A 16,123-nucleotide genomic window follows, 5' to 3' on the forward strand; every position below is an offset into this window, starting at 1 on the left:
TTCGCTAACAATAATATTAAAATGTATCTTCAATATTTTATATAAGATTAGTAATATATTTTGCGAAAGCTCCTTTTTGAAAATTGAAATTTAAATGCACAAGATTTTAAAATTAGTAAGCGCAATTATTTTTATTTTAAAACTGCATCAAGTTACTATATTTTATTATATTGTTAATATATATAAGATTTAATTTGGTATAATAATATTTATATATAGATAATAATAGGTATTAGGAGAGATTTTATGATAACCATTGAAGGGGTAGCTGAAGCCATTGTATTTAGAAATGAGGATAATGGATATACAATATGCAAGCTTAGGTGTGAGAAAGAAGTTGTGACCATTGTTGGGATAATACCATTCATAAATGAATCACAAGAATATAGTGTCCAAGGAGAGTGGACTGTTCATACTAAGTTTGGTAAGCAGTTTAAGATAGAAACTATACATGAAATAATACCTACAACTACTAGTGGTATCGAAAAGTATTTAGCTAGTGGAATAATTGAAGGAGTAGGTAAGATTACAGCGAAAAAGATAGTAGAGTATTTTGGAGAAGATACAATAAAAGTATTAGATAAAAACATTGAGAGACTTGAGGAAATTCCCGGTATAGGTAAAAAAAGAATAGATACTATTACTAAATCTTATTTGGAGCAAAGAGTTACTAAAGATATTATAATTTTCTTTCAAAGCTATGGAATAACTGTTAATATGGCTATGAAAATTTATAAAAAGTTTGGTGTTAACTGTGTAAATATAGTTAAAGATAATCCATACATACTAACAGAATACATAAATGGAATTGGATTTAGAACGGCTGATTCTATTGCTAAGAGCTTAGGTATAGAAAAGGATTCTTTGTTTAGAATTAAGAGTGGAGTTATATATATAATTAATGAATTTTGTGCTGTAGGAAATACTTTCATACCAATAGAGAGATTAACAGAGAAATCAATGAAGCTTCTGGGAATAAGCAATGAAAAAGTAGATGAAGGTATTTACGAACTAATAATGGATGGGAAGATTAAGGGAGAGGTAGTAGATAATATGGATGCCATATATAATATATCCTATCTTTATTTAGAAATGTCTGTAACACGTAAAATAATAGAATTAGCTACTACTAAATATGATAAATTAAACTTAAATATAGATAAGGAAATTAAAGAGTTCGAAGGTGAGGCAAATATTAAACTAGCGAATTCTCAAAAGGAAGCTGTAGAAGGTGCTTTTTTAAACGGTATAGAAGTTATAACAGGAGGACCTGGAACGGGAAAAACCACCATCATTAATTGTATTGTAAGTATTTTTGAAGGTCTAGGATTGAAGGTATATATGGCTGCACCTACAGGTAGAGCAGCGAAGAGAATGGCTGAAGCTACAGGTAGAGAAGCAAAAACTATTCATAGACTTTTAGAAATAGGAAGCTATAGCGAAGAAGAGGTAGATGAAATAGAAAATGAAACATCTTCCATAGAATGTGATGTTTTAATAGTGGATGAAGCATCTATGATAGATATAAGTCTTATGAATGCTCTTTTAAAGGCCATGCAGATAGGTACTAGATTAATAATTGTTGGAGATGTAGATCAGTTACCATCAGTAGGACCAGGAAATGTACTTAGAGATATTATAGAAAGTGAAGCTGTAAAAGTAGTAAGACTTAACGAAATATTTAGACAAGGTCAAGAAAGCATGATAGTCCAAAATGCCCACTTAATAAATGAAGGGAAAATGCCTATTTTAAATATAAAGAATAGCGATTTCTATCTCGAAAGAGCTACGGAGAGTGAAGTAATGCTAGAGAAAATTATTGGATTGGTGAAAACTAGGCTTCCTAAATTTAATAAGAGCTGGAATAGTATTAAGGACATACAAGTATTATCACCTATGCGCAAAGGGATTATGGGAATAGATAATTTAAATACACAACTTCAGCAAGTATTGAATCCTAAGAGTAACGATAAGGATGAAGTAGAGGTTAAAGATATGATTTTTAGAGTAGGGGATAAGGTTATGCAAATTAAAAATAACTATACTCTAAAATGGAATAAAAATAATTCTAGCGAAGAAGGTAAGGGTGTATTTAATGGAGATGTGGGATATATAACAGAAATTAATGAAGATGAAGATAAAATTACTGTATGCTTTGAAGATGATAAAATTGTAGAATATGAAGAAAGTGATTTAGATGAAATAACTCTAGCATATGCAGTTACTATTCATAAGAGTCAAGGAAGCGAATTTCCAGTAGTTATTATGCCTATGTTTATGGGACCACCATTGCTTATGAATAGAAATTTGCTTTATACAGGAATAACAAGAGCAAAGAAACTGGTTGTATTAGTAGGAAGCTCTAAAGTAGTTGAATTTATGAAAGATAACAACCGAAGTTTTGAGAGATATTCAGGACTTAAATGGAGGATAAGACAGATAATTTATATGTAGGTAGGAGAGATTTTATGTCATTAATAAAAATTAATAGAGAGGTAGTGAAGGTATCAAAGAAACCTATAGAAGATAGGATATTAGATGAAGCTAAGCAGAAATTACATAAAATAAATATAATAGCTGCTTTAAATAATAAAGAACAAATTTTTAATAAGGTATTTAAATGGTGCTTCGAAGAACATAAAAAGATATTATATATAATAAATATAGATATAGAAGAGATGGATATATTAGGGACGATAGATAAGAATCTTATAAATTGTATTAAGGATGAAGAGGCAATGACATATATAGATAAAGTTAATATATGTACGCATAATAGAGCCTTATACTTAAAGGAAAAGTTTGACTTTGTAATATATGATGAGATAAACTCTAGACCTAGGTATAGTAAGGAAGCAATAAAAAAACTTATGAATTATGCTTGTAGCAACTATGGAACTATGATTAGTTATTCAATAGAGCCTATTTTTACTAAGGGGATTACATTGTATAATTTAAGAAAAGATAAACAAGTTCCAATTGCTGAGCCCAGAGTTATAGTAACTAGAATGAATATAGAAGAAGAAATACCTATGGGGGTATATGAATACCTAAAGTGGTCAATAAATACAAATAAGAAAGTTATAATATATGCACCTAATGATAAGAAAGCTAATAATGTATATAAATATCTTTGCAATTTAGAGGATAGGCTTACGAAGAATATTTTTAAGAATATAGTAGGTAATGATAATAAGAAGGAACTATCTAAATTTTTACTATCAGAATATGGTATATTAGTTACTGATGATTTTAATGAGAACTATTCTGGAATACATCCTTTAAATATTATGATATTTTTTTCAGATCATCATAATTTTAATTATAAGGATTTAATATATATATCTAGTAAGGTAAATAGAAGATCTATAGAAGAAAGAGAAGAGGTTATTTTTCTTTGTAATAATGAAACAGAGCATATGGATAAATGTAAAAATATTTTAAGGGAGTTAAATAAAAGAGCTTGGGAAGAAGGAGTTTTGAAATTATAAAACAAATAGTAGATAGTATATTATCTACTATATATGGTATAGAGGATAAATGTATAATCTGCGAAGAATATGAAGAGCAAGATTATCTTTGTGCAAAGTGCAAAAATGATATTAATATAATTAATATAGAATCCTCAATAATCCATGAAGATGAAGAATTTAAAAGTTATTCTTTAGGATTCTACGCTTATGGATTAAAGAAATTAATTTTAAAATTTAAATATAATAAAAATTTTTTAGCAGGAAAAATTTTATCAAACTATATGAGTGATTTTATATTAGAATATTTAATGGATAAAGTAGATATATTAACTTTTATTCCAAGTAGTAAAATTTCTTTAAAAAACAGAGGATTTAATCAATGTGAAGTTCTATGCAAATATATAAGCAAAAAGTGCAATATACCTTATAAAAACTTGCTTTATAAAATAAATAATAGTGTAGATCAAATTGGATTAGATAACATAAAGAGGTGGGAGAATATAAAGGGCTCTTTTACGAGTAAAAATAGAAAAGAAATAGAAGGAAAGAGAGTGCTTATTATAGATGACGTAATCACTTCTGGAGCTACGGCTTTTTATGCAGCAAAAGCTATTAAGGAAATAAATGCAAAAGAAGTTTTTATATTGACAGTGGCAAAAAGTAGAGTATAATATAAGAGTCGGGTTTGTGGTTGAAAGTCGATGCCAGTCGCAGGCGAAACGATCCACGTAAGTTAAATAAAATGTTTAATGAGCATGGTGCGGCTTAGAGGTAAGTCCTACCGCATAAATGCGAGAGGGTTAGTAGTGAGAGGGTAATTCTGGGTAGCAAAAGCTCCAGTAGGCGAGTGTGGGGTCAAAGACCAGGTCAACCGACATAAAGTACCTTAGCGGTACTAGTTAGCAGTCTTTTATAGGCTGCTATTTTTTATTTAGTCATCTGAAAATAAATAATAAGTNNCTTTGCTTCAGAGGGGTTTTTATACCTCTGAAGGTTAGAAATCGTTATCCAGGGACGTAGCAGCTCTTTACTCCCACTTTGAGTATTAGAGCTGGTAGTCATCGGATAGCACAAAATAGACGAGCATTCTGACTTACTTATTTTTTGAAGATGCCTTAAACTATAAGTTACCACATTAGATATAAAATGAGATTTTAGTTTTTATTAAGAAATGATATATAGAACTGTATTTTTAATATATGATATCCAGCACATGTAATTTTATTATATCATATCTTATAAAAAATTTCATATACTATATAAAGGCAATATAAGTCGTAGAGAAAAGGAAAAGAAAGCTAGTAAAGGTTAAAAAGAAAACTTTTCAGAATATTAAATAAAGCTTTCTTGCAAGTAGTCATATTAAAGTTTAAAATGTAATTACAAAATACAAATATTAAAAGGAACTAGAACAATCCTTTTTAATATGAAGGGAGCTGGAATTATGAAAGTTAGAGTTATAGGAAGAAATATTGAAGCTACTGAAGGGCTAAAGGCGGCAGTTGAAAAGAAATTATCAAAACTAGATAAATTCTTTATCAATGATCTTAATGCCACAGTTACACTAAGTGTAGAGAAGAATATACACAAAATAGAAGTAATAATTCCATTTAATAGTACATTACTAAGAGCAGAAGTAAAAAATGGAGACATGTACAGTGCAATTGATACAGTAATAGATAAGCTTGAAGGTCAAATTAGAAAACAAAAAACTAAGCTTGAAAGAAGACATTATGATAATTCTTTAAGATTTAATAACATAGAGCATTATGATGGTTATGATGAGAGCAATGAACCTAAAATAGTGAAAACTAAAAGATTTGCTATAAAACCTATGAATCAAGAAGAAGCGGTATTACAAATGGAACTTTTAGGACATGACTTCTACGTATTTATGAACGGAGACACAGATGAAGTGAATGTTGTTTATAAAAGAAAAGATGGAAATTATGGTCTAATTGAGCAAGATTTCTAAGGTTGATTTAGGAATAAAAATTAAAATATATTTAATATATTAAGGGAAAACTCTATAGCAGTCGCTATAGAGTTTTTTATTACTATAGGAATTATTAATTCTATGTTAAATTAGGATGATAATTTACTTAATTTGGATAAAACTATAGGTATAAAGTTGAAGTGACAAAGAATAACTGATATAATCTTAATTAGTATTTATGCGATGATTGTAGTTAATAAACCTTAGATAGAAAGAGTGAGGATGATATTAGATGAAAATATTTAATAAGATATTTGGTACCTACAGTGAAAGAGAAATAAAAAGAATTATGCCAATAGTTAAAAAGGTTAATTCTCTTGAAGCGAGTGTAGAGAAATTAAGCGATGAAGGATTAAGAGAAAAAACTGAAGAATTTAAAGGAAGGCTAAAAAAAGGCGAGACTTTAGATGACATTCTTCCAGAAGCTTTTGCGGTAGTTAGAGAAGCATCTAAAAGAGTTCTTGGTCTTAGACATTATGATGTTCAGATAATTGGTGGAGCTGTATTACACCAAGGTAGAATTGCAGAGATGAGAACAGGAGAAGGAAAAACTTTAGTTGCTACTCTTCCATCTTATTTAAATGCATTAGCAGGCAAAGGTGTACACATAATTACAGTTAACGACTATCTTGCTAAAAGAGACAGAGATGAAATGGGAAGGATTCATGAGTTCTTAGGACTTACAGTAGGAGTTATAATTCATGGTCAAACTCAAATAGAAAAACAACAAATGTATAACTGTGATATTACTTATGGTACTAATAATGAGTTCGGATTCGATTACCTAAGAGATAACATGGTAGTTTATAAAGAAGAAAAAGTTCAAAGAGACTTGAATTATGTTATCGTGGATGAGGTTGACTCAATACTTGTAGATGAAGCTAGAACTCCGCTTATCATATCAGGTCAAGGAGATAAATCTACTGATTTCTATAGAATTGCAGACTTCTTCGTTAAGGGATTATTAGAAGAAGATTATTTAATAGATGAAAAGAAAAATTCAGTTATACTTACTGATGAAGGTATAGCAAAGACAGAGAAATATTTCCATTTAGAAAACTATGCAGATCCTGAAAATATGGATATTCAACACCATTTAGTTCAGGCATTAAAAGCAAATCATATAATGAAAAATGAAAAGGACTATATAGTAAAAGATGGTGAAGTAATCATTGTTGATGACTTCACAGGAAGACTTATGGAAGGTAGAAGATATAGTGATGGATTACACCAAGCTATTGAAGCAAAAGAGGGTGTAAAGGTTGAAAAAGAATCTAAGACTCTTGCAACTATAACATTCCAAAACTATTTTAGAATGTACTCTAAACTTGCAGGTATGACTGGTACTGCTGAGACTGAAGAAGCTGAATTTAGAGAAATTTATGGTCTTGACGTAATAGTAATACCAACTCATATGCCAATAGCAAGACAAGACAATCCGGATGTAGTTTATAAAACTATTAAAGGGAAATATAAGTGTTTAGTAGATGAAATAGTAGAGACTTATGAGAAAGGTCAACCAGTTCTAGTTGGTACAGTTAGTATAGATAAGTCTGAGGTAATTTCAGGCATGCTTAAGAAGAAAGGTATTCCGCACCAAGTATTAAACGCTAAGTACCATGAAAGAGAAGCAGAGATTATAGCATTAGCAGGACAAAAGGGTGCTGTAACTATTGCAACGAATATGGCTGGTAGAGGTACAGATATCAAACTTGGAGAAGGTGTAGTAGACCTTGGAGGATTAAAAATACTAGGTACAGAAAGACATGAATCAAGACGTATAGATAATCAGTTAAGAGGTCGTGCTGGTCGTCAAGGAGACCCAGGTGAATCTAGATTCTACATTTCTCTTGAGGATGACTTAATGAGAATATTTGGCTCAGAAAGACTTGGAGGTATGATTGATAAATTAGGTCTTCAAGAAGATGATGCTATTGAAAGTAAAATGGTTAGTGGTGCTATAGAGAGTGCACAAAAAAAAGTTGAAGGAAATAACTTTGATGTAAGAAAGAATGTTGTTAAATATGACGACGTAATGAATAAGCAAAGAGAAATTATCTACAAACAAAGACAAGAAGTGCTTATGGGAGCTAATATAAAAGACCAAATTCAAGTTATGATAAAGGATGTTATAGAAAGCTCAGTTGTAAGTCATATTAGTGGTGTAGATGATACTTTCGATGATGAAATAAACAAATTAATAAAATACATGGAAGATATATATCTACCTAAGGGAGAAGTAACTACAGAAGCAATTTCTAAGTTATCTAATGATGAAATTATAGGTTTATTATTAGATAAAGCAACAAAATTATATGATGAAAAAGAAGTTGAGTTTGGCGAAGAGCAAATGAGAGAAATCGAAAGAGTTATCCTACTTAAGATAGTTGATTCTAAGTGGATGGATCATATTGATAGTATGGATCACTTAAAACAAGGTATAGGACTTAGAGCATATAAGCAACAAGATCCAGCCCAAGCATATCAAATGGAAGGTAGCGAAATGTTTGCAGAGATGATTGAGAACATCAAGCATGAAACAGTTAAATATCTATTCCATGTTAAAGTTGAAAAGGCTCCAGAAAGAGAAAGAGTAGCTGAAATAACTTCAACTAATGAAGATAATTCTTTAAAGAAGGAACCAGTAAAGAAAAAAGCTAAGCCAAATAGAAATGACCAATGCCCATGTGGATCAGGATATAAATATAAGAACTGTTGTGGAAGAGGAGAGTAAAAGTGATATTACAGTTAGAAGAATGCTTAAATCAAGTGAATGTCATAAATGAAAGATTACAAGAATTGAAGGTGTCTCTTTGACATAGCAGCAGAAGAAAAGAAATTATCAGAACTTGAATTTAAGATGCAAGAAGTGGATTTTTGGAGTGATATAAATAAGGCACAAGAAATTACTCAAAGTGCCAAATCTATAAAGGATAAGTTAGATAATTTTCATAATTTAGAGATTAGGACAGAAGAAGTTCAAATATTAATAGAAATGAGTTTGGAGGAGGAGGATTCCTCCTCTTACAAGGATATAAAAAGTGAGTTAAAGGTTATAGATGAAGAGATAGAAAATCTTAATATAGAAACTCTTTTAAGTGGAGAATATGATAGAAATAATGCTATACTAGAGCTTCATACAGGAGCTGGAGGTAACGATGCTCAAGATTGGACCAATATGCTATATAGGATGTATACTAGATGGTGTGAGGACCATGGGTTCAAAGTTACAGTTTTAAACTACGTATCTGATGATGAAGCTGGAATAAAGGCAGTTACTATTAAAGTTACTGGTGACTTTGCTTATGGATATCTAAAATCAGAAAAGGGTGTTCATAGATTAGTTAGAATATCACCATATAACTCTAGTGGAAAGAGGCAAACATCCTTTGCTGGATGTGAAGTCTTACCAGAGCTTACTGATAATCAAGATATAGAGATTAGATCAGAGGACTTAAAAATAGATACCTATAGATCTAGTGGTTCAGGTGGACAACATGTTAACACTACTGATTCTGCAGTAAGAATAACTCACATACCTACTAATATTATAGTTCAATGTCAAAATGAAAGAAGTCAGCATACTAATAAAGAATATGCTTTAAAAATGCTGAAAGCTAAGCTTATAGATATTAAAATCCGTGAACATAAGGATAAAATTGAAGATATAACAGGCGAAGTAAAAGATAATGCTTGGGGAAGTCAAATAAGATCTTATGTATTCCATCCTTATAACTTAGTAAAGGATCATAGGACTGGAGCTGAAACTGCCAATGTAGGTTCAGTGATGGACGGAAATATAGATATGTTTATAAATGAATATTTAAAACAAATAAAAGAGTAGTTTTTAACTACTCTTTTTTACATTGTAATAAATAAGACTTAAAATTATAGAAGCAATTAAGGATGAAACTAGCATTAACGCTAAATGATTGAGTATCACATTGTTAGAATAGCCATCTTTAAATATTTGATGTTTCACAACGCTGAAACATCTTTCAATTGCAGCTTCACTAATATATTCTATTTTATCATTTGGAGTATGGATTCTAGAAGTATCATAGTCGCAAAGGGTTACAGCTTCGATTCCAGCATCTACAAAGGACCCATGGTCACTAGAATTTTCAAAAAGATAATTAAAATATATTTTTTCATTTTGGAACACTGTAGTTAATTCTTCTACTATAGGAGTTTTAACAGTGTTAGTTTTACCAGCCATAATGCAAAGAGGGGTACCATCATAGCTTCCAATCATATCGAAATTGTAGACTCTACTTCCAGATAACAAATCTTTATATTCATCCACAAAGGCTTTAGAGCCCTTAAGTCCAAATTCTTCTGCATTAAATGCAACAAAGATTATATCTCTATCAGGAACTCCTAAGGTTTTTATATATCTGGCAAGATGTAAAAGAAAGGACGTTCCAGAAGCATTGTCTAGGGCACCATTATAAACAGTTCCACCTAGATCGGTACCTATGTGATCGAAGTGCGCACCTAAAACTAAAGGTGGAAGAGTTGAATCCCTACCTTTAATCATACCTACTACATTATTAATAGTTGTTTCTTCTACGGAATAAGGAATATAGGTGTAGATTGAGAAGCCTTCCTTCAAATAATTTTCTATATCTGCAAGAGTTTCTTTTGTTACCGTAACAAAGAGACCTTTATTGCTTTCATTATAAAAAGAGCTTCTAAAACTAAGAGTGTTATTAGATGAAGTATAAAAGATTGCGGTTCCCATATCATTAGAAACTGATATGGCATCATTATTTCTAGATGAGATGTCTGAATCATTAAATTCTATTTCTGTATTTTTAAAGTTAAGCAAATCTTCTTTGTAATTTACACCATACTCTAAAGTCTTATGTATTTTTCTATCTTTGCCGATAACTGCAATCATAGGTTCATCTGATAAACTCTTAGGATAATTCACTTGAAAGCTTTGGTAATAGCTATTACTTAGGGGGTTTAGGCCTATGTCTTCAAACTCATCTTTTATATAGGAAGCAACTAAAGCATTTTCTAAGGTCCCACTTAGTCGGCCTTTAAACTTATCAGAAGATAGATATTGGATAGTTTCTTTTACTTCCTCAGTACTGAAGTTTTTAGTCATTACAAAACTGCTATAACTTATAGAAGAAACAATTAGAGAAAAAGTTAGCAGATAAGAGACTATAAATTTTTTCATGACATCACCTTAAATATTACTACATTACTATTTATATGAACAATATTTTTAGGTTATGATATATTTTGCTTAGGTTGTGATAAAATTAAAGAATACGATGCTTAGGCATCTTCAAAAAATANNNCTTATTATTTATTTTCAGATGCATTAGTAACAATCAGGAGGAGAAAAGATGTCAATTATAAATGAGAAATTACTTAAAGAATTTCCTATGAGCAAGTCTCAGGTAGAAGACGTAATAGAATTATTAGATGAGGGAAATACAGTACCTTTTATAGCTAGATATAGAAAAGAGAAAACAGGAGGTCTTGATGATGTAATTCTAAGAAAATTTTCAGAAAGACTTACATATCTAAGAAATCTCCAAGCTAGAAAAGAAGATGTTGTTAGATTAATAGATGAACAAGGGAAGTTAACAGATGAAATTAAAATATCTTTAGACAAAGCTGAAACTTTAACAGAGGTAGAGGATATCTATAGACCATTTAAGCCTAAAAAAAGAACTAGAGCCATAATAGCTACAGAGAAAGGGTTAGTGCCTCTAAGTGAATATATATTATCTGCTGGAGGAGAGAAGTATGTTGAGGATTATGCCAATGAATTTGTAAGTGAAGATAAAGGTGTAGGCTCTATAGAAGAAGCCCTTCAAGGAGCTCTGGATATTATCAGTGAAAAAATAAGTGACAATGCTCAGTTTAGAAAATGGATAAGAGATTATGTAGTAAATAATGGAGTTATAGAAACTAAAGGAAGCAGTGAAGAAAGAACTCAATATGAAATGTATTATGAGTACAGTGAAAAAGTAAAATTCATACCTTCTCATAGAATACTTGCTATAAATAGAGGAGAAAATGAAAAAGTTCTGGCAGTTAAGATTACTTGTGATGTAGATAGAATAAAGAATTATATAAGTAGATCAATGAATACTGATAATATAAAGTGTAATGAATATATTGATATGAGTATAGATGACTCAATAAAGAGATTAATATATCCATCTATTGAGAGAGAAGTACGTAATATGCTTACGGAAAAAGGGGAAGATGGAGCTATAAAAATATTTAAAGAGAATCTTAAAGCTCTGCTTATGTCCCCACCTATAAAAGGAAAAACGGTAATGGGATTTGACCCTGGATTTAGAACAGGATGTAAAGTAGCTATCCTTGATGATACAGGAAAATTTTTAGAATATGTTACTGTTCATGCTACGGCTGCAAGTGAAGCTAAGGTTAAAGAGGCTAAAGAGATATTAAAGAAGATGATGATAAAGCATAATGTGGATGTAGTTTCTCTTGGAAATGGTACTGCTTGTAGAGAATCAGAAGAAGTATTGGGCGAAATTATAGCACAGATAAAGAAAGAAACAGATAAAGATATATACTATGTAATAGTGTCTGAAGCAGGAGCATCAGTCTATTCTGCATCTGAACTTGCTACAAAGGAATATCCAGATTTAGATGTTACAGTAAGAGGGGCCATATCCATAGGAAGAAGACTTCAAGATCCTCTTGCTGAATTAGTAAAAATAGATCCTAAATCTATAGGTGTAGGACAATATCAGCATGATGTTACTGTTAAAAGATTAGATGAATCATTAAAGAACATAGTTGAGGACTGTGTTAATAATGTAGGAGTAGATTTAAATACAGCAACACCATCTCTTTTATCTTATATATCTGGAATAAATTCTACTATAGCACAAAATATAGTTGCCTATAGAGATGAAACAGGAAAGTTTAAATCAAGAAAAGAGCTTCTAAAGGTAAAGAGATTAGGAAATAAAGCTTATGAGCAATGTGCGGGATTCTTAAGAGTAGATAACAGTAAGGAGCCTTTAGACGGCACTTCTGTACACCCAGAGAGTTATGAAGCTTGTAAAAAGCTTATGACTATTTTAGAATATGATGATAAAGATTTAATTAATAAAACTATAAAAGATATAGAGGAGAAAGTTAAAGCTGTGGGTGTAGCTAATTTAGCTAAAGAGCTAAGTATAGGTGAGCCAACGCTTTTAGATATTATAAAGGAGCTGAAAAAACCGGGAAGAGACCCTAGAGAAGAAATGCCAAAACCAATATTTAAGACTGGAGTTATGGAATTATCACAGCTTAAAAAGGGAATGAAGCTATTAGGAACAGTTAGAAATGTATCAGATTTTGGTGCCTTTGTAGATATTGGAGTACATCAAGATGGTCTTGTTCATAAGAGTCAATTAAGTGATAGATTTGTTAAGCATCCACTTGATGTAGTTAAACTAGGAGATGTAGTAGAAGTTACAGTAATAGATATAGATGAAAAGAGAAATAGAATATCTTTATCAATGAAAAAAGATGCAGAATTAAAATAAAATAGTTCCTAGAAAGTTAAGTGAAATTTAGATTAAGAAATTTGTTAAAAAAATATCTGAATTTTATGGTAACCTTAAGAAATATATTGTAATGTAATAATTTTAATGGTAAAATTATTATGTAGTAAAAGTTAATAATGCACTTCAGGGCGGGGCGTAATTCCCCACCGGCGGTAAAGCCCGCGAGCCGAAAGGCTGATTCGGTGAAACTCCGAAGCCGACAGTATAGTCTGGATGAAAGAAGTAGGTATATAGTATTTTAATTATGCTTGTTTTAGCCCTGATTTTCAATCAGGGCTTTTTAGTTTTGTTATAAGTAGTATATTTAACAATGAAGCTTAATAAATAGTCTTATTGTAACTAGTATAATACATAAACAAATCTTAAAGTATTAGGGTACTATAAATTCACCCTATGAAGTTTGCAGTAAATTTAGGGGGTATTAATAATAATGAAGACATCTAAAAATGTAAACAGACTAGTAAAAATCTCTTTATTAGTGGCAATGGCGTTTATATTAATGCTATTTGAGTTTCCTATACCAGGATTTCCACCATTTCTAAAACTTGATTTTAGTGATTTGCCTGCACTTATAGGTGGTTTTGCATTAGGACCAGTAGCAGGGGTGATTATAGAAGGTGGAAAGGTAATATTAAACCTAGTGTTTCATGGTAGTTATACAGGTGGAGTTGGAGAATTTGCTAACTTTTTAGTTGGAGGTTCCTTTGTATTCGTAGCATCATATATTTATCATAAAAACAAAACTAAAAAGAATGCAATTATAGGACTAATTATAGGAACTATAGTCATGACTATAGTAGGAGCATTATTTAATTATTATATATTAATACCATTATACGCTACAATAATGGGAGGTATGAGTAACGTTATAGGTTTTTCTGCTGAAGGCAATTCCAATATTGGAAGTCTTGTAGGCATAATTGTTTTAGGAATAACCCCTTTTAATATAATAAAGGGAGCAATAGTATCACTTATAACCTTTGTATCTTATAAAAGAATATCACCATTAATAAGTAGAGAAAATATTTTAGCAGAGCAAGCTATAAAAAAGGGTGCTTGATAAAAATGGAGAAGCCCATCCATTGAAAAAATCAAACTATAAAAAGTAATTAATAAAGACGATAAGAGAAATAGTAAAAACTTTCTCCTATCGTCTTTTCATTTAAAATTATATAACCTATATATTATGATTCCACATAATATATCCATCTTCTCTTGGACTCTGATAGTAATTTTTTCTAATACCTTCCACGGAGAAATTGTGTTTTTTATAAAGGTTTATGGCAGCTATATTGGATGATCTAACCTCTAGAGTCAGAGAAGCCATATTTTTATCCTTAGCAATTTTAATAAGATTTTCTACAACAATATCTCCGAAGTTATTTCTTCTAAAATCAGGATGAACTGCTATATTAGTTATATGACCTTCATCAAATATAATCCACATTCCACCGAAGGCTACAACCTTACTACCTAATTTTACAACTATATAAATAGCATTTTTATTAATCAGTTCTTTTTCCATAGAAAGTAAGGACCAAGGACTTGAAAAGCATAGGTCAGAAATTTCTTTAACACCTAGTATATTAAATGAGTTCATTCTTTCAACAGTTACATCAGTCATGATTTTTTACCTTTTCTTCATACTCACGTTCTGCTTGGCACAGTCTAAGATATAAAGGAGAGCTGTTAAGTACATTATCACCCTCGCTATTTGCTAATCTCAGATATCCCAAATATCCTATGGAAGAGGCTTTTGTAACATTAAGATGACTAGGCGCTATGAAAGCTTTTGTTAAGGAATTTAGTATACTATCCTTAAATTTTAATGTACCATCACCTATGAAGGTAATAGGTTCATTAAAGTCACTACACTTTTTTATCACTTCTTCCATTGATAATAATTGTGGCTCATTTAAAGCTACTAGACTATTATTTTTAAATCTATAAAAATTAGTATATACATTACCCCTTAAAGCATCGATTATAGGACAAATAATACCTTGTGTATTGAATAAGTTATTTGCAAGACCATCTAGAGAGTTTATAGTTACAAAAGGTTTTTTAGTGGCTTGCACAAGACCCTTTATAGTAGACATACCAATTCTAAGACCAGTGAAAGAACCTGGACCACTGGAAACTACAAAGCCATCTATATCAGACACAGATAGACTACAGCTTTTTAAAAGATTATCTATCATAGGCATCATAATTACAGAGTGCTGCTTCTTGTAATTTACGATAGTTTCTCCTAAAATCTTATCATTATCAATAATAGCTACAGTTGCACACTCTGTTGCAGAATCTAGGGACAAAATCTTCATAGCTTCAACTCCTTTATATAATCATATCTATTGTTAGTATAAGAAAGAGTAATCTTTCTATAAGTTTCACCTAAATCCGGAAGTTTAGCTATATTTATAGTTAAACTTTCTTCAGGTATTAATTCTTCGATATAGTTAGCCCATTCAATTACACTAACTCCATTTCCAAATATATATTCATCAAAGCCAATGGCAGCAATTTCATCGGGATCATTTACTCTATATACATCAAAATGATATAACTTTAATCTGCCTTCATATTCATTAACAATTGTAAAGGTAGGGCTGGTTATACATTCATTTATTCCAAGACCTTTTGCAATCCCTTTAGTAAGATGAGTCTTACCAGTACCAAGATCACCTATAAGGCATAGAATATCATTTTCTTTACACATTTTTCCTAGTTGTATGCCTAGGGAATCTAATTCATCAATATTACTAACTATAAATTCCATATGATTCACCTCATTAATATTTTAGCCCAAAAGAAAAAAAATGAAAAGCAAATAGTAAAATTACTTTTCATTATGAAAATAAATTTATAATAATTAGATTAATGTTTTTTCAGCCTGTAGCATTAAAGTACTTTTAAAATGATTTATTATGTTTTTACAAATTAAACTTATATTTGAGTAAACAAATCTACATATTTCACGTATTATATATTGGTTATGTATTAGGAATAAATAATTTAGTAAGAAAATATACTTAATATATTGATAAGGAAATATATCAAAGTACTAACATTAGTATACTAAAATAAGGTATAAT

General features: G+C 30.5%; 12 protein-coding genes and 1 riboswitch. Of the genes, 8 read left to right on the top strand and 4 right to left on the bottom strand.

The features are described from left to right. The first annotated feature begins 246 nt into the window (after positions 1–246). The 6 genes from B3W71_RS13735 (at position 247) to prfB (ending at position 9,313) form a co-directional block, all read left to right on the top strand. Positions 247–2,454, top strand: coding sequence for an ATP-dependent RecD-like DNA helicase (locus B3W71_RS13735; protein ID WP_346889496.1), 2,208 nt, complete (start codon positions 247–249; stop codon positions 2,452–2,454). A gap of 14 nt (positions 2,455–2,468) precedes the next feature. After that, positions 2,469–3,491, top strand: a complete 1,023-nt coding sequence (locus B3W71_RS13740; protein WP_346889497.1) for a hypothetical protein — start codon at positions 2,469–2,471, stop codon at positions 3,489–3,491. Continuing rightward, the gene (locus tag B3W71_RS13745; protein ID WP_346889498.1) at positions 3,464–4,144 is read left to right on the top strand and encodes a ComF family protein; all 681 of its coding nucleotides are present in this window, start codon (positions 3,464–3,466) and stop codon (positions 4,142–4,144) included. Before B3W71_RS13740 ends, B3W71_RS13745 begins: the two co-directional genes overlap by 28 nt. A gap of 773 nt (positions 4,145–4,917) precedes the next feature. Then, positions 4,918–5,448 carry a ribosome hibernation-promoting factor, HPF/YfiA family gene (gene hpf / locus B3W71_RS13750; RefSeq protein ID WP_346889499.1) on the top strand — a complete coding sequence of 177 codons (531 nt, stop codon included), beginning with the start codon at positions 4,918–4,920 and terminating at the stop codon, positions 5,446–5,448. A gap of 253 nt (positions 5,449–5,701) precedes the next feature. Then, the gene (gene secA, locus B3W71_RS13755) at positions 5,702–8,203 is read left to right on the top strand and encodes a preprotein translocase subunit SecA (RefSeq protein WP_346889500.1); all 2,502 of its coding nucleotides are present in this window, start codon (positions 5,702–5,704) and stop codon (positions 8,201–8,203) included. A 2-nt stretch (positions 8,204–8,205) separates the two neighbouring features. Then, positions 8,206–9,313 (top strand): peptide chain release factor 2 gene (prfB, locus tag B3W71_RS13760; protein ID WP_346889501.1). Its coding sequence is split into 2 segments (ribosomal slippage): positions 8,206–8,283 and positions 8,285–9,313, totalling 1,107 coding nucleotides; the frame shifts between segments, so codons are not numbered across the junction. A gap of 3 nt (positions 9,314–9,316) precedes the next feature. Here prfB and B3W71_RS13765 read toward each other — a convergent pair. Next, positions 9,317–10,660 (bottom strand): M28 family metallopeptidase, encoded by a 1,344-nt coding sequence (locus B3W71_RS13765; protein WP_346889502.1) that lies wholly within the window; start codon positions 10,658–10,660, stop codon positions 9,317–9,319. Between the two features lie 172 nt (positions 10,661–10,832). Between B3W71_RS13765 and B3W71_RS13770 the strand changes: the two genes are divergently transcribed. Continuing rightward, a complete protein-coding gene (locus B3W71_RS13770) occupies positions 10,833–13,007 on the top strand; it encodes a Tex family protein (RefSeq protein ID WP_346889503.1) in 2,175 nt (724 codons plus the stop codon). Between the two features lie 136 nt (positions 13,008–13,143). Beyond that, positions 13,144–13,257: riboswitch (FMN riboswitch) on the top strand. Between the two features lie 201 nt (positions 13,258–13,458). Further along, positions 13,459–14,088: an ECF transporter S component gene (locus tag B3W71_RS13775; RefSeq protein WP_346889504.1), complete on the top strand. Its 630-nt coding sequence runs from the start codon at positions 13,459–13,461 to the stop codon at positions 14,086–14,088. A gap of 117 nt (positions 14,089–14,205) precedes the next feature. Here B3W71_RS13775 and rimI read toward each other — a convergent pair whose 3' ends face one another. From rimI to tsaE, 3 genes are read right to left on the bottom strand one after another with little or no spacing between them, the layout of a single operon-like run. Then, a complete protein-coding gene (gene rimI / locus B3W71_RS13780; RefSeq protein WP_346889505.1) occupies positions 14,206–14,652 on the bottom strand; it encodes a ribosomal protein S18-alanine N-acetyltransferase in 447 nt (148 codons plus the stop codon). Continuing rightward, a complete protein-coding gene (gene tsaB, locus B3W71_RS13785) occupies positions 14,645–15,352 on the bottom strand; it encodes a tRNA (adenosine(37)-N6)-threonylcarbamoyltransferase complex dimerization subunit type 1 TsaB (protein WP_346889506.1) in 708 nt (235 codons plus the stop codon). Before tsaB ends, rimI begins: the two co-directional genes overlap by 8 nt. Further along, a complete protein-coding gene (gene tsaE, locus B3W71_RS13790) occupies positions 15,349–15,807 on the bottom strand; it encodes a tRNA (adenosine(37)-N6)-threonylcarbamoyltransferase complex ATPase subunit type 1 TsaE (protein WP_346889507.1) in 459 nt (152 codons plus the stop codon). Before tsaE ends, tsaB begins: the two co-directional genes overlap by 4 nt. Positions 15,808–16,123 lie beyond the last annotated feature (316 nt).

It is taken from the genome of Clostridium sp. UBA1056, assembly GCA_002316385.1.
Lineage (GTDB): Bacteria > Bacillota > Clostridia > Clostridiales > Clostridiaceae > Clostridium_J.

Bases quoted from the DNA above. Each gene is read 5' to 3' on its own strand.
- tsaB (WP_346889506.1), bottom strand. From the start codon at position 15,352: ATGAAGATTTTGTCCCTAGATTCTGCAACAGAGTGTGCAACTGTAGCT.
- B3W71_RS13740 (WP_346889497.1), top strand. From the start codon at position 2,469: ATGTCATTAATAAAAATTAATAGAGAGGTAGTGAAGGTATCAAAGAAA.
- tsaE (WP_346889507.1), bottom strand. From the start codon at position 15,807: ATGGAATTTATAGTTAGTAATATTGATGAATTAGATTCCCTAGGCATA.
- B3W71_RS13765 (WP_346889502.1), bottom strand. From the start codon at position 10,660: ATGAAAAAATTTATAGTCTCTTATCTGCTAACTTTTTCTCTAATTGTT.
- B3W71_RS13770 (WP_346889503.1), top strand. From the start codon at position 10,833: ATGTCAATTATAAATGAGAAATTACTTAAAGAATTTCCTATGAGCAAG.
- hpf (WP_346889499.1), top strand. From the start codon at position 4,918: ATGAAAGTTAGAGTTATAGGAAGAAATATTGAAGCTACTGAAGGGCTA.
- B3W71_RS13775 (WP_346889504.1), top strand. From the start codon at position 13,459: ATGAAGACATCTAAAAATGTAAACAGACTAGTAAAAATCTCTTTATTA.
- secA (WP_346889500.1), top strand. From the start codon at position 5,702: ATGAAAATATTTAATAAGATATTTGGTACCTACAGTGAAAGAGAAATA.
- rimI (WP_346889505.1), bottom strand. From the start codon at position 14,652: ATGACTGATGTAACTGTTGAAAGAATGAACTCATTTAATATACTAGGT.
- B3W71_RS13735 (WP_346889496.1), top strand. From the start codon at position 247: ATGATAACCATTGAAGGGGTAGCTGAAGCCATTGTATTTAGAAATGAG.